General features: G+C 43.1%; 22 protein-coding genes. All 22 read right to left on the bottom strand.

Annotated elements, in window-relative coordinates:
- Positions 1-30: 30 nt before the first annotated feature.
- The 22 genes from B5E64_RS10775 to B5E64_RS10880 all read right to left on the bottom strand — a co-directional run bounded on the left by B5E64_RS10775 (position 31) and on the right by B5E64_RS10880 (position 23344).
- Complete coding sequence (locus B5E64_RS10775) at positions 31-1002, bottom strand: ATP-grasp domain-containing protein (protein ID WP_087168525.1); 972 nt, start codon at positions 1000-1002, stop codon at positions 31-33.
- Positions 1003-1021: 19 nt separating this feature from the next.
- Positions 1022-2050: an NAD(P)-dependent oxidoreductase gene (locus B5E64_RS10780; protein ID WP_087168526.1), complete on the bottom strand. Its 1029-nt coding sequence runs from the start codon at positions 2048-2050 to the stop codon at positions 1022-1024.
- A gap of 5 nt (positions 2051-2055) precedes the next feature.
- Positions 2056-3234, bottom strand: coding sequence for a diaminopimelate decarboxylase (locus tag B5E64_RS10785; protein WP_087168527.1), 1179 nt, complete (start codon positions 3232-3234; stop codon positions 2056-2058).
- 9 nt (positions 3235-3243) lie between these two features.
- Positions 3244-3870 carry a sugar transferase gene (locus B5E64_RS10790; RefSeq protein WP_087168528.1) on the bottom strand — a complete coding sequence of 209 codons (627 nt, stop codon included), beginning with the start codon at positions 3868-3870 and terminating at the stop codon, positions 3244-3246.
- Positions 3871-3879: 9 nt separating this feature from the next.
- Entirely contained in the window at positions 3880-5139 is a 1260-nt protein-coding gene (locus tag B5E64_RS10795) for an aminotransferase class I/II-fold pyridoxal phosphate-dependent enzyme (protein ID WP_242960148.1), read from the bottom strand.
- Between the two features lie 132 nt (positions 5140-5271).
- Positions 5272-5805 (bottom strand): transcription termination/antitermination NusG family protein, encoded by a 534-nt coding sequence (locus tag B5E64_RS10800; protein ID WP_087168529.1) that lies wholly within the window; start codon positions 5803-5805, stop codon positions 5272-5274.
- 199 nt (positions 5806-6004) lie between these two features.
- Positions 6005-6484 carry a transcription termination/antitermination NusG family protein gene (locus tag B5E64_RS10805; protein ID WP_162610178.1) on the bottom strand — a complete coding sequence of 160 codons (480 nt, stop codon included), beginning with the start codon at positions 6482-6484 and terminating at the stop codon, positions 6005-6007.
- A gap of 487 nt (positions 6485-6971) precedes the next feature.
- Positions 6972-8123 (bottom strand): site-specific integrase, encoded by a 1152-nt coding sequence (locus B5E64_RS10810; RefSeq protein WP_087168531.1) that lies wholly within the window; start codon positions 8121-8123, stop codon positions 6972-6974.
- A 339-nt stretch (positions 8124-8462) separates the two neighbouring features.
- Positions 8463-9797, bottom strand: coding sequence for an extracellular solute-binding protein (locus B5E64_RS10815; RefSeq protein WP_087168532.1), 1335 nt, complete (start codon positions 9795-9797; stop codon positions 8463-8465).
- A gap of 4 nt (positions 9798-9801) precedes the next feature.
- The gene (locus B5E64_RS10820) at positions 9802-10473 is read right to left on the bottom strand and encodes a response regulator transcription factor (RefSeq protein ID WP_087168533.1); all 672 of its coding nucleotides are present in this window, start codon (positions 10471-10473) and stop codon (positions 9802-9804) included.
- Positions 10466-11767: a sensor histidine kinase gene (locus B5E64_RS10825; RefSeq protein ID WP_087168534.1), complete on the bottom strand. Its 1302-nt coding sequence runs from the start codon at positions 11765-11767 to the stop codon at positions 10466-10468. Before B5E64_RS10825 ends, B5E64_RS10820 begins: the two co-directional genes overlap by 8 nt.
- Position 11768: 1 nt before the next feature.
- Complete coding sequence (locus B5E64_RS10830) at positions 11769-12695, bottom strand: sugar ABC transporter substrate-binding protein (RefSeq protein WP_087168535.1); 927 nt, start codon at positions 12693-12695, stop codon at positions 11769-11771.
- 138 nt (positions 12696-12833) lie between these two features.
- Positions 12834-13823, bottom strand: a complete 990-nt coding sequence (locus B5E64_RS10835; protein ID WP_171027856.1) for an ABC transporter permease — start codon at positions 13821-13823, stop codon at positions 12834-12836.
- Between the two features lie 21 nt (positions 13824-13844).
- Positions 13845-15305 carry a sugar ABC transporter ATP-binding protein gene (locus B5E64_RS10840; RefSeq protein ID WP_207738684.1) on the bottom strand — a complete coding sequence of 487 codons (1461 nt, stop codon included), beginning with the start codon at positions 15303-15305 and terminating at the stop codon, positions 13845-13847.
- A gap of 103 nt (positions 15306-15408) precedes the next feature.
- Positions 15409-16392, bottom strand: coding sequence for a sugar ABC transporter substrate-binding protein (locus tag B5E64_RS10845; RefSeq protein ID WP_087168537.1), 984 nt, complete (start codon positions 16390-16392; stop codon positions 15409-15411).
- A 208-nt stretch (positions 16393-16600) separates the two neighbouring features.
- Positions 16601-17281: a D-lyxose/D-mannose family sugar isomerase gene (locus tag B5E64_RS10850; protein ID WP_087168538.1), complete on the bottom strand. Its 681-nt coding sequence runs from the start codon at positions 17279-17281 to the stop codon at positions 16601-16603.
- 13 nt (positions 17282-17294) lie between these two features.
- The gene (locus tag B5E64_RS10855) at positions 17295-18128 is read right to left on the bottom strand and encodes a class II fructose-bisphosphate aldolase (RefSeq protein ID WP_087168539.1); all 834 of its coding nucleotides are present in this window, start codon (positions 18126-18128) and stop codon (positions 17295-17297) included.
- 13 nt (positions 18129-18141) lie between these two features.
- Positions 18142-19266, bottom strand: a complete 1125-nt coding sequence (locus tag B5E64_RS10860) for a carbohydrate kinase family protein (RefSeq protein ID WP_087168540.1) — start codon at positions 19264-19266, stop codon at positions 18142-18144.
- A 204-nt stretch (positions 19267-19470) separates the two neighbouring features.
- Positions 19471-20781, bottom strand: a complete 1311-nt coding sequence (locus B5E64_RS10865; protein WP_087168541.1) for an O-acetylhomoserine aminocarboxypropyltransferase/cysteine synthase family protein — start codon at positions 20779-20781, stop codon at positions 19471-19473.
- Positions 20782-20835: 54 nt separating this feature from the next.
- On the bottom strand, positions 20836-21765 hold the full coding sequence (gene cysK / locus B5E64_RS10870; RefSeq protein ID WP_087168542.1) for a cysteine synthase A: 930 nt from the start codon (positions 21763-21765) through the stop codon (positions 20836-20838).
- Positions 21766-22068: 303 nt separating this feature from the next.
- Positions 22069-22503, bottom strand: coding sequence for an RrF2 family transcriptional regulator (locus B5E64_RS10875; RefSeq protein WP_087168543.1), 435 nt, complete (start codon positions 22501-22503; stop codon positions 22069-22071).
- Between the two features lie 73 nt (positions 22504-22576).
- Positions 22577-23344, bottom strand: coding sequence for an acyl-CoA dehydratase activase (locus B5E64_RS10880; RefSeq protein WP_087168544.1), 768 nt, complete (start codon positions 23342-23344; stop codon positions 22577-22579).
- Positions 23345-23354: the final 10 nt, after the last annotated feature.

Below are 23354 nucleotides of genomic sequence, written 5' to 3' on the forward strand. Positions count from 1 at the left end.
TTATCCTCTCAAAAATGATTATAATAAGTATTACTCTCCTAGTTTCTGTATTACTGCTCCGTCATACATCAACATAGCAATATTATCGTCATAATTATTGAAACATGGCTCATTTTTTATGCCTTTAACGTTATTTTCAATTAAGCGTACAAAATCAACTCCTGCTCCATATGCATGCAGATATGCCCCACCAAACCTCGGATTAATTTCGGATAAATAATATCTACCATTGCGGTACCATAAATCCATATCAATAGGTCCATTAAATTTAAACACTTTAAGAGCCTTTTTTACAAACTCAACTAACTTGTCATCTTTAAAAGAAATTGTCTTATTAGCTCCTCCTATTTTTGTTTCCAGCTTTTTCTTGCTAAATAGCGCTACAGGCTCATGCGAGATTGTGTCAATATAAATGTCAGCATCCAGGTCTATGCTATCCCCCATATATTCTTGAATAATCAGGCTTGAGTCTTCCGCCATTGCTTCCTTCAAATCAGACAGATTTGTGATTTTTCTAGCTCCTACAGATCCGCTGCCTTCCCTTGGTTTTACGAAAACAGGAAATCCAATCTTATTCTCGTTTAACTCCTTTTCAAAAGACTCAATGTCACCATACGTCATTACCGTATCTATTCCATTCTTTTTTAAATACTTAAACATCTCGTACTTATCAAAACAAACTTCAGCCGTTTCAGTATATGGAGCTAAAACTTCCACTCCTAATTCACGAAATTCTTCTCTATGCTCAGCCAAAATTTTAATTTCAGGATCAATTAAAGTTGTAATGACATCAATTTCTTCTTTTCTACAAATATCAAAAATAGTTGATATATAATTTTCATCATTTACAGCAGGCACAATGTAAAATTTATCAGCCATATAAATTGCTGGTGCAGTCACACTCATATCTGTTGCAATAATTTTCCCGTTATTCCCCATACTCTGTCTAAAATCCTGCAAAAGCTGGCATCTTCTTCCAGCACTACAAAATAATATATTCATATCCTTTTCTCCCATTCTTTTATTTTCTATCACCGTACAGCTCTTCGTAATATTTTCCAGTCCCCCATAACTGAGCTAACGGTTCTTCTTTCATTTCTTTTTTAAAGTCTTCCAACATTTTTATATATGTATATTCCGGCTCATATCCTAAATCACGCTTGGTTTTCGACCAATCAAGCATTGATTGTAATGTGTCTGGCATAGACGAATCATAAGAAATTTCTGATTTCTTATTTCCTTCCGAAAATACGTCTACGATTCCGTGAATCATTTCATCTAACGAAACTCTTTCTGGCGAACCTATGTTATAGAACCCGCCTTCTAATTCTGATCGAATCGCAGCAACAATTACTTTAGTAAAATCCTTAATATAGACCATTTCTTTCACTCTGGAAGGATTTCCATATATTGTAATTGGCTCGCCATTTTGTGCTTTATCCATCAACCCACGATATGGCATTTTTCTCATCTTCCCATCAGCATAATGGTATGCATTTGGATGATATTGATAAATTGTAAAAAATCTTAAAATAAAACGAGAAATTCCATACTCATTATGGTAATTTTCAATCAAATCAACCGCTGCATTTTTTGCAATCGCATATACACTATGATCACCTGTCGCCGGATATGATCGTGGTGCATCCGGATCCATTGGCTTTCCGCTCTCATGCAGATAAAATAAATCATATGGAGTGGTAGGAAATACTATTTTCTTAATATCAGCAACCCTCATATACTCTAAAACATTCATTGTTGCTTCAATAATTGTTCGGATCAACGCCTGTGGATTAAATGCACATCTTGAAGGTAATTCTCCGGCCAAATCAACAACTGCGTCAATATCGTATTTTTCAAGACATTTGAAAGAATCTTTATCTGTTATATCAATTGATACATATTCCATCCCTCTGTCTGTAAAAAATCCATTATCAGAGGCTCGTTTTCCTGCAGCAATCACAGAATATCCCGCTTCATTTAATGCCAGTGCCGAGTATGCTCCTAAATTACCTGTTGCTCCCAAAACCAGTACTGTCTCTTTTTTCATAAACATTATTCTCCTTTTTCAGTAAACGATTGAATTTTAAAATATTGATTTGTAGAAATTCTTTCTCTGACTTTTTCCAATTTTTCATTTCGCTTGATGTAAACTTCTGGCAGATACCGAATAAACATACCTCCAAATGTCATCGAATATGCTCCTACTCGATAGTAGACAATTTCATCCCCCTGCCTTAATTCTTGCTCATCTTCCAAAATCATAATCCGATCATGATCCATACAGGTATATCCACAAATTATCTGTTTCGGAATATTTCTTTGCTCTTTTGGGGCAGTAGTGGAATACAAGTACCGCTCCTTTTTCCAAAGCGGGTCAATATGAATGCGGCTTCCATCAGTTGTAACAACTCTCGCATGCTTCGTATCCTTAACATCAATAACAGATGTATGTAACTCTACTACTGAACCAATAACTGCAGAACCAGGCTCTACAATTAACTTGGTCTTATTGATATTAACTACTTTTTCTAATTCTTTTTTTATAGCTTTGATATAGTCTACTGGTGTCGGCTTTCCTTCAACTCCGCCAAAGAATCCGCCTCCTATATCAATAAAATCAAGGTTAAGCTCGTATTTTTCTATAAGATAAGCTGCATATTCAGCAATAGTTTTATATACGGCAACACTTCTTGTTATACTATTACAATGCAGATGAAGGCCTAACTTTACTTTTGGACAATACTCATATACTGTTTCCAACGCTTTTTGTAAGGATCCGTTTTCATCTGTAAATCCAAATCTGAATCCATCTTCTTCGTATCCGATATCTTCTTTACTGAACATTTCTGGCGAAACATTAACGCGAATTCCTATACTCCGCTCTTTGCTTCCATATTTCTTCAAAAATTCTAAATCATTTTTCGAATCGAGATTTAAAATAGCTTCTCCTTCTATTGCCTTTTTAAAATGCTCTTCTCCCTTAATTGGACCATTGAATATAATAGAGTTCATTGAATAACCACATAATTTTGCTAAGTCCAATTCCTCATCTGAAACCACTTCTGCAAATACATTTTTATCTTTCAAATATTCCAAAAGCCAAGGAAGAGAATTTGTTTTTACCGAATATGCCAGTTGTGAATTAGGCCAAATTTCTTTCAAAGCATTCTCAAAATCATCAATATTCTTTTTTAATTTATCTTCATCTATCAAAAAAAATGGAGTTTTCATCAGCCACCTCTAATTCCCTTTAAATTCATCCATTGTATATTTTGCCGATACTTCGGAATCAATCCCATCTCTTTTTAATACTGCTAGTACTGTTTCAATGAGTATCTTTACATCACCTCTAAATGAAATATTCCGAACGTAGTGAACATCCATTTTAAATCGTTTTTGCCATGATACGCCATTTCTTCCACGAACCTGAGCATATCCAGTTAGGCCAGGTCTTACATCATGTCGATGCCTTTGCTCTTCGTTATACAATGGCAAGTATTTTTCAAGAAGAGGACGCGGGCCAACAATACTCATATCCCCTTTTAAAATATTAAATAATTCCGGCAATTCATCTAAACTAGAATTCCTTAAAAATTTCCCATATGAAGTTAATCTTTGAACATCTGGCAAAAGCTTTCCATCTTTCCCTTTTTTATTGTTCATAGTCCGAAATTTAATTAAATTAAATAATTTTTCATCTTTTCCAGGTCTTTTTTGAACAAAAAATGGATTCCCTCCCATTTTAATAGTTCCAATTACTGTCAAAACAATTAAGAGTGGAGATAGAATAATTATGGTGACAAGAGATATCAAAAAATCTAAAATCCTTTTTATATACTTTTCATAAAATCCTTTTCTTCTTCTCATACCAGACACCTACTCAAAACATCCCTTCACGATCTCAATCACTTTCTCCTGCTCTTCCACCGTCATTTTATTATCACTCGGCAGACACAGTCCCCTCTGAAAGATATCCATTCCCACATCCAGCGGTTTCCCGTCCTGTCCTACAGCGCCTCCTGCAATATAGGCATTGGTCTTTGCCCGTCCATTTCCTTCTCTTGTGATAAATCCATTCATCCGATAAATCGGCTGCATGTGCATCGGTTTCCAGATTGGACGTCCTTCTGCATTATAGGATGCCAGTGTTTCCAGAATCTCTGTCGGACAGCTCTTTCCCGACTCACTGATATACAGTGCTTCCTGTTCTCCCCGTACCTGCCTGCACATGGCTTCCGGATAGATTACTATACAGCTCAGCCAGAAGTTCGGCTCACTGTTTTCTTCATCATATGGATTCATTTTCACTGGAAGGTCTTTGAAGCCTTCTTTATATCTCTCATAAATTGCTTTCTTCTGTGCGATATGTTCCTCCAGGTATGGGAACTGTCCTCTAACCACTCCTGCAATCACGTTACTCATCCGGTAGTTGTATCCCAGTTCCTCATGCTGGTACCACGGTGCGTTTTCTCTGGACTGAGTAGACCATTTCCGCACTTTCTTTGCTGCTTCTTCATCATCTGTCAGAAGCATTCCTCCGGATGATCCTGTGATAATCTTGTTTCCATTAAAGGAAATGCAGTTATAAGTTCCAAATGTTCCAGTCTGAACACCTTTATAGGTTGCTCCGAGAGATTCTGCTGCATCTTCGATAATAACTGCGCCATGTCTGTCACAAATTTCCCGGATTTCATCAATTTTGCCCGGTGTTCCATAAAGATGTGCTACTACAACAACTTTTACTTCCGGATAGAGTTCAAATGCTTTTTCCAAGGCTACCGGATCCATGTTCCAGGTATCGTACTCCGTATCAATAAATACCGGAACACCGCCTTCATAAACGACCGGATTCACCGTGGCATCAAATGTCATATCTGAGCAGAACACCTTGTCTCCCGGCTTTACCCCTGCCAGCTTCACTGCCATATGAAGTGCTGCAGTTCCGGCTGATAATGCCACCGCATACTTACATCCGATTTTTTCACAGGCAAGCCGTTCTGTCTCATTAATATTTTCGCCAACCGTTGACATCCAGTTGGTTTCATATGCTTCTTTTACATACTCCAGCTCCGGGCCATGCATGGTCGGGCTGGAAAGCCATACTTTTGATGAAAATGCTTCCATTTCTTTACTCATCTTCCCTCACTCCTTACTTTTTTGCACAAAAATAAGGACCTCCTCATTTGGAAATCCCTGCCTTGTTTTCTATCTTTTATTCGATCTTTTTTCTTCTGTATATAATAACTCCGTAGCTTTCTACGTTTCCCCTTATTCTTCCCCTTTTAGCCGGATACTAAGAAGAACCGTCCGTTTCTTCCCGAACAGTTCTTTTTCTATGACAACGTACCGTTTCCGGATCCTCTTTCTGACCACATTTCCGAGATACTGTGAAAGAGGGTCTCCGGCCCAGACGATATTTCCTTCTTCATCGGTTTCTATTTCTGACCGTTTTACGATGTACTCTTCTTTTTCCTCAGCCTGTTCGATCGTGATCAGGCTTTCCAGAAACTCCTGCTCATCCTCCCGGACCGGCAGGAATTCTTCTTCCCCATCACTTAACAATTTGGAAAGCTTCGGTACTTTTTTTAATTGATAATATAATGTTTCCGGAGTCTGCGTCTTGACAAACACATACCCCGGAAATAGGATTTCTTTCTGTATCTTGTGTTCGCCTTTCAATCTCCAGCATGTCTCCCGTTTGATCAAAAAGCTTTTTTCACATATCGTCTGTGGCAGCATCTTATCCAGCACTTCTGTCAGTTCTTCTTCTTTCCCTGTCATTGTCTGTATGACATACCACATAACTTCTCCTCTCTGGGAAGCTTATCTGTTTTTTGACATAGCTTCGCCATATCTGCGGTGAAAAAATTTTTTTAAGTCTTTCACCCCAGACTTCCTTTTTTCCCTTTTTATCCGTTTTTTCCGCAACCATGACTTCTTATCACAGTTGTTTTCCAAACTTCTTTTCCGTTTTCGCACTTCTTATCCGGACGTGCGGTTTTTAGCTTTTTGATACAATTTCAAGGCCAGCCCAGAGTCCTTTTCTCTGATACTGATCCACCGGGCATTCCAGACGTGCCAGACGCTTATGTCGGTCAATTTTGCGGATCTGGCTTTCCCGCCCGCAAAGCGGTCCTTCTGTCACACAGGTCTGTCCTTCTTTTATATAGCCCCGTGACATCGGGATGTGGTGCTCCTTCCCGCCGATCTCCTCCAGAAATCTGGTTTCTTCTGTACCGACAGGAATCAGGCTCTGAGCATCTTCTATTTCCGGTATCGTCTGATCTTTGATCACCAGAAAAATGTACCCTGCAAAGAGAGGCTCACGGATCAGATGCCAGCTACCTTCGTAGCGTTTCATCTTCTCATAGGTAAAGACAAAGGCCTCTCCGTCCTGTCCTGTAAGCTTTTGCTTCCACTTTTCTGCTGTTTTGTCTTCATTTCCCGCTTCACAGCGCACTGCGTACCAGATGACGCTCACCACCTACTCATTTCGCAGAGTGTGATACTCTGCGAACCCGTTATTTTTGTATACGAAATAGTGAAAACTTTAAGGCTGTTTTCACCTCCCTAATTATAACACAACAAACTGAAAATGCAATTCTATAATACTGGAACATGTCGCAAAAGACGGGATTTCCTCGTGAGGACAAAAAAGTGGACAGCCTTTTTTCTTTAAGATTCATCTTTCGACTTGTAGAATTTTCAAAATTATGCGTCAAATCTTTGGTCGAATACCATCTTTAGAGACAATTCTTTTTCTTTTTTTTGCTTCTATTTAAGATTTTATTCCTGATTTTATTAACGTCAATATTCATGTCAAAAATTTTTTATTCGGAAGAAACGCCCTGTTTTCTGATCATTTCCATGTTGAATTTGTCATTTCCAAGAGTATCACACTCTGCGATTTTTTTATTATTCTACCGTTATTTCCTGCTGTTTTTACTGTTGAATGTAATATGGACTGGTTATTCCGCAATCAGCCCGGAGAGTTTTTCCATATTATCCCGCTTTAGCTCCATGGACGGATGCACATACCGGTTCAGTGTGATATTAACGCTTGCATGGCCCAGAATCTCGCTGAGGCTTTTGATGTCAAAGCCCAGTTCAATGCATCTGGTTGCGAAAGTGTGACGCAGCGCATGATAATTTGCCTCTTCGATGCTTGATTTCTTCAGAACCTTTTTAAAATGATACTGGAGGGTACGGGGTTCAACATATCTGTTTTCTTTTCCTGTCAAAAGATATTCATTGCCGTGTCTCTGGTACTCACCAAGCACTTCCGCTACTCCCTCCGGGATTGGAATATGCCGGATCGACTTGCTGCTTTTCGGCGGAGTGATGATAATTCTGGTCCTGCTTCCCCACTCCAGCCGTGGTTTTTCCGGTCTTTTATTCTGAATGCGCTGCATTGTTTTCCGAATAAACACTTCTTTTTCTCGCAGATGAATGTCCTCCCAGGTCAGCGCGCAGAGTTCCCCGATCCGAAGTCCGGTAAATAAGGTCAGGAAGATGCCGCAGTTCATTGGTGACGGATACTCCCGCAGATACCGGATCAGCTGTTCCTGCTCTTCTCTGCTTAAAATCCGCATCCGGGTTTCTTCCTTTTTTATGGTGATCTGGGATAGATCACAGTCGACTCTCTGGAATCGTCCATTGATGTAGCGGATCACGTTTCGGACGACTCCCAGAATGTCTGTTACGGTTTTTGCTGAAAGGGGAGCTATTTCTTCTGTTCCCTCCAGAAGGGTATTGATAAACTCGTCAATGATGGCAGTATTCAGACTGCCAAGTTTGATTGCTCCGATTTCTTTGTCAATATGAAGTTCAATCAGATTTGCATACTTTACATAGGAAGATTCTTTGATGCGGGGCCGGATATATTCGAGCCACCGATAGAGAAATTCCGAAAATTCTTTTTCCGAATCAGGAAGATATTTCTTCTCTATTTCTTTTTGACTTGTTTCTTTTGCTTCCTGCAGTTTCTGTTTGGCCTGGGTATAGGTTTTTGCGTAGACAGAACGGTATACTGCTTTGCCGTCTTTTGATCTGTCTGCAATGTATCTGCCTTCCCAGCGTCCGTCTTTCCTTCTGTAAATATTTTCTCCTTTTCTTGCCATGTCCCTTTCCTTTCTCTTTTGCGATGCTTCCGATCGGATTCTTCTCCTGTTTCAATCGGATTGTTATCGCTCAGGACCGACCTTGTTTCCTTTCCTCCTCTCCCTTTTTCGTGTACTGTATCCGCCCTGTATTCCAGATCCCGGTGTCTGATTTCTGTCACTGAGCTTTTGTAGGAATCCGGCTGATGGATATGCATGTCAGCGAAATACAGCACGTTTTATCATATCTTTTTCATTATTACATAAAGCCGGGGCCGCTTGAAGTGGTTTCTACTGGAAAAAGCCCGGATACTTGGGAAGACTCTGTTCTTCTCGCAATCGTATCCGGGCTTCTTATTTTTACTGATTCAGATATTTTCGGATTTCCCTCTGAAAAATCTTCATACTGCTTTCTATATTCTTATTCTTTTCGAAGATCTCTGTAATTTCGGTGTTTGCCAGACTGATCATCTGTTCGTACGTCTCATATTGATAATATTTCGGTGTGATCGTTCCATGTTCAATGACATCACACAACAGTTCTCCACTAATAACCTGTTCTTCCTTATCCATATCTTCCTGAATAATCGAGGCCGCTTTCTCAGATCTTGCTACAGATTCCAGGACGGATACGCCTTGTGAGTACCGGAAAATATCGAGCTGGCTTTCGTATCCACAGACAAGTTCTTTCAAAAATTCCCACGCCAGTTCTTTCTCTGTGCTATCATGATTGATTCCAATCAGAAGTGCGTCCACCTTGGAAATGTTCTCTCCGTGGGTACGGCCTGGAAATGTCGTGCAGTCCCATTGAAAATTGGAATACTTCTTGATTTTGTATGGATAAGTTTTGTATGTCCGGTATTCAGCAAACGTCAGGGGCATAAACGCAACTTTTCCTGCATCAAAGTCTTCCTGTGTCACATTTTCGCCCTGATTCAGAGCCAGTAGTTCTTTCATAAATTTCACCGACTCAATCACATACTGATTGGAAAAGTCTACATTTTGTTTTTCATTATCAAACGCGCTTCCGCCGCTTGTATACATCGCATCCTGCCAGGAATAATTGTAAGTTCCGAACTGGTCAATCCGGCCGTCGCCATCTGTATCTTTTGTCACTTTTCTGCAGATTTCCAAAAAATCATCCCATGTCCAGTCCTGCTGGGGCATTTCGATTCCTTCCTGCCGAAGCAGTGTCTTATTGACAAACAGCATCGTTGGAACTACTTCATATGGAAGTGCATACTGGATTTCTTCCATGCCCTTTCCGATATCCATCGCTGTCTGGAAAATCTCTTCGCTTTGAAACTCCGGATCTGATTCCATAAACGTATTCAGTTCCTGCAAAATTCCAAGGGAACAGTACTGGTTAAAGTCCGTATCCAGAACCATAAAGACATCCGGCATTTCTCCTTCCAGAAGGCGCTTTGCACACCACTCGGAGTAATCCTTTTTTTCAATTCCCGAAGTATAGCGGACCGTTACTCCTGGATGGCTTTCTTCAAAACGCTCAATCGCCCTGTCGATAATAACGAAAGCGTCTGCGTTTTCCACGCCCCAGTTGCTTCCGGTAAACATGCCAAACTCCAGCTCCTGTGTCTGTGCCTGCGGTCTGCTCCAGAAATACATTCCTGCCAGAAAGAGCAGTGCTGCCGCTGCCTGTATCATTCTTGTTATCCATTTCCTGTACAATCTCATCTTCCTATTCTTCAGTCATATTCTTGTGTGCGTTCGTCTGTACTGCCCAGATTGCAAGCTGCGTCCGGTCTCTTAGATTCAGCTTGTTCAGAATCGTACTTAAGTAATTACGGATCGTTCCCTCGGAAAGGCTTAGTGTATCTGCAATTTCCTTGTTGCTTGCTCCTTTTTCTACCTGTGCAATGATTCTCCATTCTGTTTTTGTCAGCTGGCGGATATCTTTTTCCTCAACAGGAATGGTATAGTTGGTTTGAGCCATCTGCGAAAACAGTCTCAGCACTTTTGCCGCAATGTCAGGATTGATCATTGCTCGTCCGCTGTAAACAGTGCGTATTGCATCACTCAGTTCATCCATGGAGACACCTTTCAGAAGATATCCGCTTGCCCCATATTTCAGAGCGTTAAATACATACTCGTCATCATCAAAGGTTGTCAGAATGATGATCTTAATCTGCGGATAATTTTCCTTAATAATTTTTGTACACTGTACCCCGTCCATTTTAGGCATCCGGATATCCATCAGTATAATATCCGGCTTATTTTTCCGAATACACTGAATCACTTCCTGGCCATTTGCAGCCACATCTGATACCTCAATGTCCTGTTTGCTGTTTAAAACAATCTGCAGACTCTGCCGAATCAGCTCCTGGTCATCTGCAATCAGTACTTTAATCATACTCTTCACCCCATCTTATCGGAATCCGGGCATCAATCAAGAATCCATTTTCTCCTGAGAAGTGGATCGAGCCGCCCAGCATGGCAACCCGTTCTTTCATATGTTTTGTTCCGAATCCCTTCTTTATCTCTTTGCATCCACATCCATTGTCCTGAATTGTCAGATGCAGTACTCCATCAATTTTTCTGGCGTCAATCTGTATTCTTGTTGCTTTCCCGTGACGCAGGGCGTTTGTAATGCCTTCCTGTATGATTCGGTAAACAACATTTTCTTCATCTTCACTAAACCGGAATGGTTTCACTTCTGAATGAAACACTACTTCCACCCCCGCAAGTGAGTTCATTTCTGCGATCATATCGCTTATGGCTTCATCCAGCTGAAAATGTTCCAGCGCATCTGCACGCAGTTCGGAAACAGAACTGCGAACGTCTTTAATCCCTCCTCGTACCGCCTTTGCAATCACTTCCAGCTGTTTTTTCGTCTGTCCCGGGTCAATGTCGACCAGGGCAATGCAGGCATCAACTCCGGCAGACACACCGGTCAAAGTATGGCCCAGCGTATCATGGATTTCTCTGGCCACCCGGTTTCTTTCCCTTGTTTCAGCCATTTTTTCTGTCATTTCATTGTATTCCTTCAGCCGGTCATTTGCATATTGAAGCTGCCTGGACCATTCATTCACTTCCTGAATGGTATTTCGCTGTTCATTAATGATGTTAATACAATACAGAATGAAAATCATAATATTCAATGATCCCAGTATATTGTAGACGGAAAACAGCAGCTGCTGCTGTGTCTCGTTGTAATACTGTATGTAATCCCTGACGGAAAACAGATGATTGGACACAGAAATCAAATCGTAGTCCGCCACCAGATATCCAAGTGTCGCAACACCGATCAGAAGGTATTTTATCTTTGTATCATTGACAAATACAAGAATATTGGCGAAGACAAGCAAAATCACACCATTATAATTAAAGTCCAGAATCCAGACAAGAACGATGCTGCACACCAGATCTATTCCCAGTGTAATCGCAATGATTTTCCCGCTTTGTTCTTTCCGCGTCTCCCGGATCAGCATGTCGCATCCAAGAAGAGCAATGAGAAGCAGTGTACTCCAGACAATCATTTCCGGATATTTGGGAATGGCATCTACCTGCCCCAGAAATACTCTGGCCTGATCATCCTCACAGATTTTCTTTGTCGTCATATAGATAAAAAGGCTGATTCCGCCCGCCTGTACCATGTTAATCAGAAAAAAGAGCAGTTTGATAATGCTCATTGCTTTTCTTTTCATCCTACTGCCACCCATCTATATCGTAATTCATCAGGTTTTCTTTTGTAATCAGCCTGCTTGGAAGCTTGACATATTTCTCCACTGCTTTTCCATCCAGTGCCTGATATGCCATTTCCGTCGCCGTCTTCCCGATCGTCTCCGGGCTCTGACTGCTTGTCCCGGTTACATACCCCAGATCCAGCATGGCTTTAAAATCAGGGGAGCCGTCTACTCCGTAAATCAGAATTCCTTCCTCTCTCCCTGCTTTCTGAAGAGCCGCAAGGGCGCCAAGTGCAGACGGATCGTTACCGCCAAATACAACATTAAAATCTTCGTCCAGAAGTCCGGATACTACTTCTGCTGAGATTTCAATTTCTCCGCCGCTGAAAATCTGCTGTACCACCTGATATTCCGGATGTCCTTCGATGGTGTCCAAAAATCCCTGGACTCTCTGGACGATAGAATCCTGCATCGGATTATCCAGAATGATAATTCTGGCCGAATCCACCCGTTTCATCATATCTTTTGCACATTCCTGTCCTGCCTGATAATTATCCGTCTCGATCGTGGACAGAACATAGTCCGTATCATCCACCTGGGTATCAATATTGATAATTTCTACGCCGGCTTCCTGACATGCCTTTAATGCCGGTTTGACTTTTACTTTGTCTACGGGATTGAGAAAAAGAATTTCTATTCCTTCATCGATCATATCGAGGATCTGCTGATTCTGCTTTTCCTGGTCCTGAAGCGGATCCCGGACAATCAGTTTGTCCCCGTTCGCTTCTACTCCCTCGGCAATCTCATCGTTCAGGACATCGAAATAGGGGTTGTTTCTTGTCATGTAAGTAGCCCCTAAGATGTGTTTTTCCTGATCTTGTTCTTTTGCGCATCCGCTGAAGAAGAGTGCAATGCACAGTGCTGCCGCAATCCATTTTGTTCTTTTCATTCTCTGCTCCGTTCACTTCTTCGTCACAATACTTATCTATCATGGTATAACTTTTAGTCTATTTTATCAAGCGTCTTTATCATAAAGAGACCGCTGCGAAAAAATGACGCACCAGTCTCTTTTTTATGATATTTCTTATTATTTTCTGTTTCGGATATAGTCAATAAATACCGCCAGGAGAATAACGACACCTTTTACTACGTCCTGCCAGAATGAATTTACATTCATCAGGTTCAGACCATTGTTCAGTACACCGATAATCAGAGCACCGATAATCGTACCTCCAATTTTACCGGAACCTCCTGCCATGGATGTTCCACCTACTACAACGGCTGCAATGGCATCCATCTCAGCGCCTTCTCCTGCCGTCGGCTGTCCGGAATACATTCTGGATGCCAGAATAATTCCGGCAAGTCCTGCCATAAGTCCCGCATAAGCGTGTACAATAAATTTGACTCTTGCTACCTTGATTCCAGAAAACTCTGCTGCCTGTGTGTTTCCACCTACCGCATAGATATGACGTCCAAGTTTGGTCTTATTCATCATCAATGCTGTAATAATGATGGCAATAATCATAATGATAACAGGAACCGGAACCGGTCCGATATAGCCTGCACCGATAAACTGCCATTCTTTTGTAACAACACGCACCGGAGAACCGCCGGTATATACTTTTGCAAGTCCTCTGGCGATATTCATGGTAGCCAGTGTAACAATGAATGGCGGAATGGTTGTCTTACAGATTACAAATCCGTTGAAAACACCGATTACAACACCAACCAGGGCTCCCGCTATGAGTGCTACAGCAATCGGAAGCTCGTATCTTGATACGCATCCTGCCGCGATTACTCCGGAAAGAGCAATGATCGATCCAACAGAAAGATCGATTCCTCCCAGAATAATTACCATGGTCATTGCACACGCAATCAGCATATTGGTCGAAATCTGCCGCAGAATATTAAACATATTCTGGGTCGATAAAAATGAACTGCTTGTTGCCGGCAAAACCGCAAGAAGAACACATAGCACCAGAAGTGCTATAATAATTCCCAGGTTCTCCCTCAAAAATACTGCTGCTTTATTTTCTGTAGCGGGCAGTTTTGCTTTATTTCCTTTTGTCTGAGCCATGTTTCGTTCCCCCTTTTCCTTCTACTTCGCCGCCAGCTGCATCACAGCTTCCTGAGTGACTTCCTCATGGGAAAGACATCCTGTAACACGGCCTTCTGACATGACATAAATCCGATCGCTCATGTTGATGATTTCCGGAAGTTCGGAGGAAATCATAATGATGGACATGCCTTTTTTCACCAGTTCATTCATGATCACATAAATTTCGGATTTCGCTCCTACATCCACTCCTCTGGTCGGCTCATCCATAATTAATACATCCGGATTGGTGGCAAGCCATCTTCCGATGATGACTTTCTGCTGATTTCCGCCGGAAAGGTTTCCGATTTTCTGTAATTGTGTCGGAGTTTTTGTAGACATCATGTCAATGTATTTCTGTGTGATTTCGATTTCTTTCTTTTCATTAACCCGGATTCCTTTTATGAATTGATCCATAATTTCAATGGTCATATTAAACCGCACACTTTGTACCTTATAGAGCCCTTCCTCTTTTCTGTTTTCCGGGACAAGGGCAATGCCGTTTTTCATTGCTTCTACAGGTGACGAGATCTTTGTTTTTTTCCCTTTCAGGTAGATATCTCCTTTGGCTCCTTTGGTCAGACCGAAAATGGCTTTCATTGTTTCACTTCTTCCAGCCCCCACCAGTCCGGCAAAGCCGATGATTTCTCCTTTGTGCAGATTGAAGCTGACATCACGTACCATATTACCGTCAGAAATATGTTCACACCGGAGTATTTCTTCCCCCGGTTCCTGATACTCTCTTGTGTAATAGCTTGTCAGTTCACGACCTACCATCATGGCAATCAGCTCATCTTTGTTTGTCTCTTTTACCACTTTGGTTCCGACATACTCACCATCTCTCATGACGGTTACTCTGTCACAAATTTCTTCGAGCTCGCTCATTTTGTGCGATATATAGATAATTCCAACGCCTTGTTTTGCCAGTTTCCTCATCGTCTCAAACAGGAATTCCACTTCTTTATCTGCAATCGAAGAGGTCGGCTCATCCATGACAAGAATTCTCGAATTGTACGAAATTGCTTTTACAATTTCTACCATCTGCTGCTGTGCTATTGTCAGCTTACCTACCAGAGTATCGGCTTTAATATGCACCTGATTGGCATCGAGAAGCTTCTGCGCTTCCTCGTTCATCTTCGCCCGGTTAATAAGAAAACCGCTTCCAAATTCTCTTCCGAGAAAAATATTTTCCGCTACTGTCATGTGCGGAACCAATACCAGCTCCTGATGGATGATCGCGATCCCATTGTCCTGGGCATCTTTTACGCCTTTGATTTCTACTTTTTTCCCATCAATCCATATTTCTCCCTCATCCGCAGAATAAATCCCTCCGAGGACTTTGATCAGTGTCGACTTTCCGGCTCCGTTTTCCCCAAGGAGTGCATGTACTTCTCCTGCGTGCAGTTCCAGGCTGATATCATTAAGCGCATGCACCCCTGCAAAGCGCTTATGTATATGTTTCATTTCCAACAGCACATTTTTGCTCACGCTTTCACCTACTTCCTGTTTTGCTTTTCCTCAAGTCCGGGGAACAGACAATCGTCCGTTCCCCTGAAATACATTCTTCTTACTGCCAGCCGTCTGTGCCGTATTCTTCTACATTGTCAGCAGTGATCAGGAAAGTATCAACCGGATAACGGTCTTCTACTTCTTTTCCTTCCATGATGTCATACATGATTTCTACTGCTTTTTCTGCGATCGCGATCGGGGACTGTGCTCCGGTACCTTCCATCAGAGAATCTCCTGATGCCAGTTCGGATTTCACATCCGGTGAACCGTCTACGCCGTAAATTAATACATCTTCAAGGCCTGCTGCGTTTGCTGCTGCTAATGCGCCAAGTGCTGTAGGGTCATTTCCACCGAAGATTGCTACAACGTCGCTGTTGCCCTGCAGAAGGTCTTCTGCGATGCCCATGGATACTTCCAGGTTTCCTTTTGCATCCTGCTGTGCTACGATTTCAAATCCGTGTCCTTCGATCGCATCCAGGAAGCCATTTGTTCTGTCTGTAACGGAGTTCATTGTCGGGGAATCCAGTACGATGATTTTTCCGCCGTCCGGACATTTCTTTACGAGGTCGTCTCCACAAACTTTTCCTGCGTTGTAGTTATCCGATCCTGTATAAGACGCTACATAAGACATATCCGCTACTTCTGTGTCGAAGTTTACGATCGGTACTTCTGCGCTTTTCAGTGCGTCAAGTGCCGGCAAAATTCCTTCTGCTTCAACCGGATTTAAGAAGATACCATCGATGTTCTGGGATACCATATCTTCTACCTGGGTAATCTGAAGAGAAACATCATTAGCCGGGTCTGTAGAAATCAGTTCATCGCCGTTTGCCTCTACCAGTTCTTTGATCTTGTCTTCGATTGTCACAAAGAACGGGTTTGTTCCGTCCATACAGGTATAGGCGAATTTGTAGTGTTTGCCGCCGTCGTCGGAAGATCCGCCATTGTCCGATCCGCCGGAACCACTGTCTCCGCTATTACACCCCATTAACATGGTTCCTGCCATCGCTGCCACAAGCAATACACTTAACACTTTTCTTTTCATAATCTTTCCTCCTTTTGCTTTGTGTATTTTTGATAGATTCATCATAGCAAAGCGTGATTTTTTGTGCAGGTGTACAATGTAACGATTTCCACATGACATTTGCAATGTTTTAAATGACAAATGTAATATATTCTCGACAAAAATAGCGCTGTGCGTCAGACATCTTTCCAGGTTGTCTGCTTTGCACAGCGCTGATTTGTCTGTATTTTTACGGTGCCGGCGGATATTCATTGCACAGCAGCCGGTAAGGAGCTTCATCCTCTTCGATTTCCGGGAATCTTCCCATCGGCTCGTAGAAACGATTATCCGTGTTATCGTCATTGCACATGGAAACTTCTCCTAACAGAACTGCCCCGCTTCCTTTCTCCACTTCAAAGTCATGGTACATATACGGATATACCGTAATGCTTTCGCCCGGGGTCAGCCTGATCTGTGTTCCCGCCGGAACGGTATATTCCCTTCCGTCACTATGGATGGTAACATCGGTATCATCAAAAGATCCATCCTCTTTGGAATTATAAACACGGATCAGAACATTTCCACCTCCACGGTTTATGATGTCTTCCATTTTTGTCCAGTGGAAATGCATCGTTGCGGACTGATCTTCTTCCAGATAAAGAAGCTTTTCCGCATATGTTTTTTTATATTTATCCATATGCGTATTTCCATTTCTGAGAGTGATCAGAGAAAATCCGATCTTCTTGAAATTTCCAAGGCCATAGTCTGTGATATCCCATCCCAGCATATTATCACGGATTTCATCATATTCATGTCCTTTTTCTTTCCATTCATCCGGTGTAAAGTCACAGAATGGCGGAAGATGGAAACCGCATTTTCTGATCATCTCTTCCATATTTTTTAATGCCTGATTAATTTCGGAACGTTTCATTTCTTTATCCCTCCTATTTGCATCCGGAAAAAACACGCATGGCATGAAGAACATCCTCTTTCATGCAGTCTCTTGCCCAGCATGTGATATCATGGAAAAATACCGGTCCATCTGTTTCCATGCATTTCTGTTTTACATATTCACCGCCTGCTTTTGCGCGATAAGTATAATAATTTATTTTTCTTACACCCCGGTCAATGCATTTTCTGAAATCCTCATCGCTGACTCCGCTTCCGCCGTGCATGACAATCGGAATTCCAATCGTCTCCCGGATTTTCTCAATCCGGTCAAAATCCAGCTTCGGTTCCGCTGTATATAAGCCGTGGACGGTTCCGAAGGAACATGCAAGCGCATCGATGCCAGTCGCTTTGACAAAATTTCCCGCCTCTTTCGGATCTGTATAGCAGTCATTCTGTGCCTTTCCATCTTCACTGTTCATTGCGCCGATTTCAGCCTCCACAGACGCACCGTACATTTGGGCGATTTCCACTGCAGCTTTCGTATATGCACAGTTTTTCTCATACGGCAGCATGGATCCGTCATACATGACAGAGGAAAATCCCATATCCAGCGCCTCCCGGATCATATCAAAATTGTCGCAGTGATCCAGATGAACGCATACCGGTACTTTTGCCTTGTCAGCCATCAATACCATAATCGGTCCGAGCGTTTTCAAAGAGATATACTCTTCATGTACCGGAGCAAATTGAAGAATTACCGGTTGTCCCAGCTCTTCTGCCGCCCCCAATACTGCCTGGATTCCTTCCAGTTCTGTAACATTGAAGGCCCCAATCGCCATATTTTCTGCATCCGCTATGTCTAAGACGGTTTTCATGGATACAATCATTGTTATTTTCCTCCTATTCTTTCATAATCTTCTGCTTTTTCCAGCCATTTTGTATCTTTTCCCTTAATTCCGCGAAAGACTTTAAGCCGCTGATCGTATCGTATGTTGATACGCAGCACGCACCGGTCGCCGCGGCATATTCAATACTTTCTTTTGGTGTACATCCTTGCATGGCAGCATACAGAAATGCCGCAATACTGGTGTCGCCCGCTCCGGTTCCGGACAAAATCCGTTCAGGGACGAAGCTGTCTTCAAAAAGTTCTGTATTTTCCCAGCCTTCCAAGTCAGCATCCACGTTCCTCATTCTCTCTTTTCCCGAAGTCTTTAAGTACATACCTGCCGCACCGCATTTTAACAAGACAGCACCACATCCATAGGACAGTACTTTCTCAGCCAGAGGCCGGACATCTTTGCTAAGAGAAAGAATCGATACAATATCCTCGCCTTCTGCTCTTTCCTGCCATTCCTGATATTTTTCACGATCCACCATATAAGCAAGCTCTTCGATACTCGGGACGAAAAAGTCCACATACGGAAGCACTTGTTTTAAGATACTTTCCCAGTCACACTGTCCCGATTCGGATTCCGGGTCAACAGCTGCGAGGTCCAAAGAAGAAGTAAGACCTGCGGACTTTACCGCTTTATACAGCTTTACCAGTCCTGCTCCATCATTTTCATAAAACCGGCGCATCAAAGTCGGATACCCAAAGTGAAAATAATCCACCTTTTTTACTTCCTCCCAGTCCAGGTCGTCTGCACAGAACGTGTGATTACTGCCTGGATCATGCAGAAATGCCCTGTCGCTTCCTTTTGGAGCAAGCACAATCGTATAAGAAGTGGCTCCCTCTTCATCCCGGATCAAATGCATCGGGCATCCGTACTCCTCCAGCTTTTTCATCATGATATCCCCGAAAAGATCTGTCCCGATTTTTGCTGTCAGAACCACATCCGCCCCCAGCTTCTGCAAAGCAAGTCCGGTATTGGAAACCGCACCTCCCAATGTCATCTGGGCAGGCCCCACATTGACAAGCTTCCCCTGTCTTAGAATTTCCGAAAATTTTTGCGTTCCGGAATTGTGGAATTCTGGAGTAATATCGAGGGAAATATGTCCTGCTACCATGATTTTTTTCTTTTTCATAAAGCCCTCCTTTTCCGTCTGAATACTATCTTTATCATATCATTGGAATAGTAAAAGTCAATTCGCTTTTGTAAACTTATTACAATCATCATTCAAGTTGTGACATTTGTAATATACATTTTTCACAATTTTTATCATACGATTTAAATACAAAAAGAAGAGTTCTGAACTTCCTTGTCCAAAACTCTTCCTATACTTATTTTCCTATTTTATTCTCTCAAATGCCGTCTCCAGATCTTCGATAATATCATCAATATGCTCCGTTCCAATGGAAAGACGGATGGTATTCGGACGGATACCCTGTTCTTTTAATTCTTCCTCATTCAGCTGTGAATGTGTTGTGGAAGCCGGATGGATTGCCAGTGATTTCACATCCGCCACATTTGCAAGGAGGGAGAAAATTTCCAGGCTGTCGATAAATTTCCTTGCTTCTTCTGCGCCGCCTTTGATTTCAAAAGTGAAGATCGAAGCGCCGCCTTTCGGGAAGTAGGCTTTGTACAGCCGTTTCTGATCTTCCTCTTCCGTTACAGCAGGATGATGGACACATTCCACCATCGGATGCTGATTCAGATACCGGACAACCTGCAGGGCATTCTCCACATGACGTTCCACACGGAGAGACAAGGTTTCCAGTCCCTGAAGCAGTAAAAAGGCGTTAAATGGAGAAATTGCTGCTCCCATATCACGCAGAACAATAGCACGAAGTTTCGTGATAAACGCCGCCTGCGGCGCAGCTTTGGAAAATACCACGCCATGATAACTTGCGTTTGGTTCCGTCAGGGACGGGAATTTCCCGGATGCTTCCCAGTCAAAGGTTCCGCTCTCCACGATGATACCGCCAAGGCTTGTCCCGTGGCCTCCGATAAATTTTGTCGCCGAATGAACTACAATATCTGCTCCGTGTTCAATCGGCCGGATCAGATACGGCGTTCCGAACGTATTGTCGATGACAAGCGGAATTCCATGGGCATGAGCCGCCTCTGCCGCCGCCTTAATATCCGTGATGTCCGAGTTTGGATTTCCCAGAGTTTCAATAAAAACGGCCTTTGTATTTTCCTGAATCGCATCTTCAAACGCTCCTTTTTGAAATGGATCTACAAATGTCGTTGTGATTCCATATTCCGGCAGAGTATGGGCCAGCAGATTGTATGTTCCGCCGTAAATATTTTTTGCCGCCACGATGTGATCCCCCTGTCCGGCAAGGCCCTGAAACGTATAGCAGATCGCTGCCGCACCGGATGCAACCGCAAGCGCTGCCGAACCGCCTTCCAGAGCAGCCATTCTCTGCTCAAACACTGCCTGGGTCGGATTGGTCAGACGGCCGTAAATATTTCCTTCCGCCTTCAGGCTGAAACGATCCTCGGCATCCCGGCAGTCATGAAACACGTAGGAGGTTGTCTGGTAAATCGGCACTGCTCTTGCGTCTGTAGCCGGATCCGCCTGCTCCTGTCCAACATGAAGCTGCAATGTTTCAAATTTCAGGTTTCTTTTGTCTCTTGTCAAATTTTTTTCCATACTCTGTCTTTCCTTTCGCTGCTTTTTTATTTTCTGGCCTGTTATTCGGATTCTCTATGCGGTAAACAACGGAGTGGAGTAGTACCGGTCTCCTGAATCCGGAAGCAGGACAACAATCGTCTTTCCTTCATTTTCCGGCCGTTTCGCAAGCTTCACTGCCGCCGCGAAAGCCGCACCGGAAGAAATTCCCACCAGAACACCTTCCTTCTGCGCAATCTGGCGCGCACCGGAAAATGCTTCCTCTGAACTGATGGTAAGAATCTCATCATAAATTTCCGTATCCAGCGTATCCGGGATGAATCCCGCACCGATTCCCTGCAGTTTGTGCGGGCCCGGCTTTCCTCCGGAAAGCACCGGCGAATCCGAAGGCTCCATCGCCACAATCTTCACATTCGGATTTTTCTCTTTCAGATAGGTACCCACGCCTGTGATGGTTCCGCCTGTTCCAACACCTGCTACAAAAATATCAACCTGTCCTTTCGTATCCTCCCAGATCTCAGGCCCTGTAGTCTCAATGTGTGCCTTTGGATTCACCGGATTCTCAAACTGCCCCGGAATAAAACTGTCCGGAATCTCCTGCGCAAGCTCCTTTGCCTTCTCAATTGCCCCTGTCATTCCACGGGCACCATCTGTCAAAACAATCTCAGCCCCGTACGCCTTCAGGATATTTCTCCGCTCAACACTCATTGTCTCCGGCATTGTCAAAATCAGCCGATATCCAAGAGACGCCGCCATCGAAGCAAGACCAATGCCCGTATTTCCAGAAGTCGGCTCAATTAACGTAGCCCCCTCCTTCAAAAGCCCTTTCTCTCTGGCATCCAGAATCATCGCCCTCGCAATCCGATCCTTCACACTTCCCGCCGGATTCAAATACTCAAGCTTCATCAGGATCTTCGCCTTCAGACCAAGCTCCCTCTCAAGATTTCCCGCCTCAAGAAGCGGAGTACCACCAACCATATCCAAAACACTACTAAAAACAGTCATGTAAATCCCTTCTTTCTATTTCGGGGACGTGTTCCGATGCATCGGAACCTGTCCCCAATGAGTTGATTTCCTATAAATTTTATAGGAATTATATGGTATCTGTTTCTCTTTGTCAAGGGGTTTTTGTTGTTTTCTATTGGAACGGGTAAAAGAAAAAGAGGACAAATGTCCTCTTTCTTTTACCCGTTCTTATTAGTACTTACTACTTCTGATTAGCACTTATTAGTTCGTTTTAATTCTTATTGATCTTTATTTAATTTATTATTTATTTGCTTTTTTCCGCCATCGTGGTCTTTTTTTCTGTTAAATAATGTATTCGTTTCCTTTTTGTTTTTCCCATATTACGAGATCGGCGAGTGTGTAGTGATCGATTACGCTTTTGACTGCGGTGTCGAGTTCTTTCCAGAGACGGAGTGTGGTGCACGTTTCTGCGCGCGGGCAGTGGTTTTCTTCTGTTTCGAGGCAGTCTACCGGTGCCATGCTTCCTTCTGTCAGTCTCAGAATGTCGCCGACTTTATATTGTTCTGCACTGTATTTGAGAAAATAGCCGCCCTGTGCTCCCCGAAGGCTTCGGATGTACCCTGCTTTTGCGAGTACCCCTGCAATGCTTTCCAGATATTTGACAGAAATTCCCTGCCGTGCGGCTACGTCTTTGAGCCGGATTGGTTTTTCCTGATCATGGAGAGCCAGATCCAGCATCAGCCTGAGTGCATATCTTCCTTTTGTTGAAATTTTCATGCAATTCCCTCCCAATCTTCTCTGTTATCATACCTGTTGTCGAGGGAATTCGTCAAGTACAGACCCGTGATCTTTATACTCTTTTCTTTTTTTCTTCCGCCAGATAAGATGCGCCGAGTGCGCCTGCGTAGCGTCCATTTTCCGTCGGTTCTACTTTTTTGCCGATTTTTTTACTGAGAATATCTGTGAAATAGATGCTGTGGCTCAGTCCTCCGGTCAGGATGATGTGATCAGGAAGGTCCTTTCTCTGTGCCAGCTGGGCTACTTTTGCAGCCACCGAATCTACGACTCCGGCAGCGATATTTTCCCGTTTCTGCCCTTCACCAATGTAGTTAATGACCTCGGATTCAGCGAATACCGTGCACAGGGAACTGATCGGGAGGACCTCCCCTGCTGCAGCCATCTCAAACAGTTCGTCGATGGTCACGCCCAGACGGTTAGCCATAATCTCCAGGAATTTTCCGGTTCCTGCTGAACATTTGTCATTCATCAGGAAGTCCACAACCATGCCATGTTCCACCATGATGACTTTCGTATCCTGTCCGCCCACGTCAATGACTGCACAGTCTCCGTGTGCCAGTTCCCGTCCTCCTCTTGCATGGCATGTGATCTCTGTGATCACATGATCTGCAAAATCCACAGCCACACGGCCGTATCCGGTAGCAACAACGCGGGTGTCGTCGTTTTCCACGTCTGCTCCCAGCTCTTTTAAATGTTCTTTTATCTTCTTCGTCGTCTCCTTACTGCTCCATCCGGTCGGAAGTACGAAATGCGCATTTGCATCCCCTCTTACCACAACCTTGGAAGCGGTTGATCCGATGTCGATTCCTACGTAATTCATGTTTCATTCC

Origin of the sequence: Drancourtella sp. An12 (assembly GCF_002160935.1) — a bacterium.
GTDB classification, from domain to species: domain Bacteria; phylum Bacillota; class Clostridia; order Lachnospirales; family Lachnospiraceae; genus Sellimonas; species Sellimonas catena.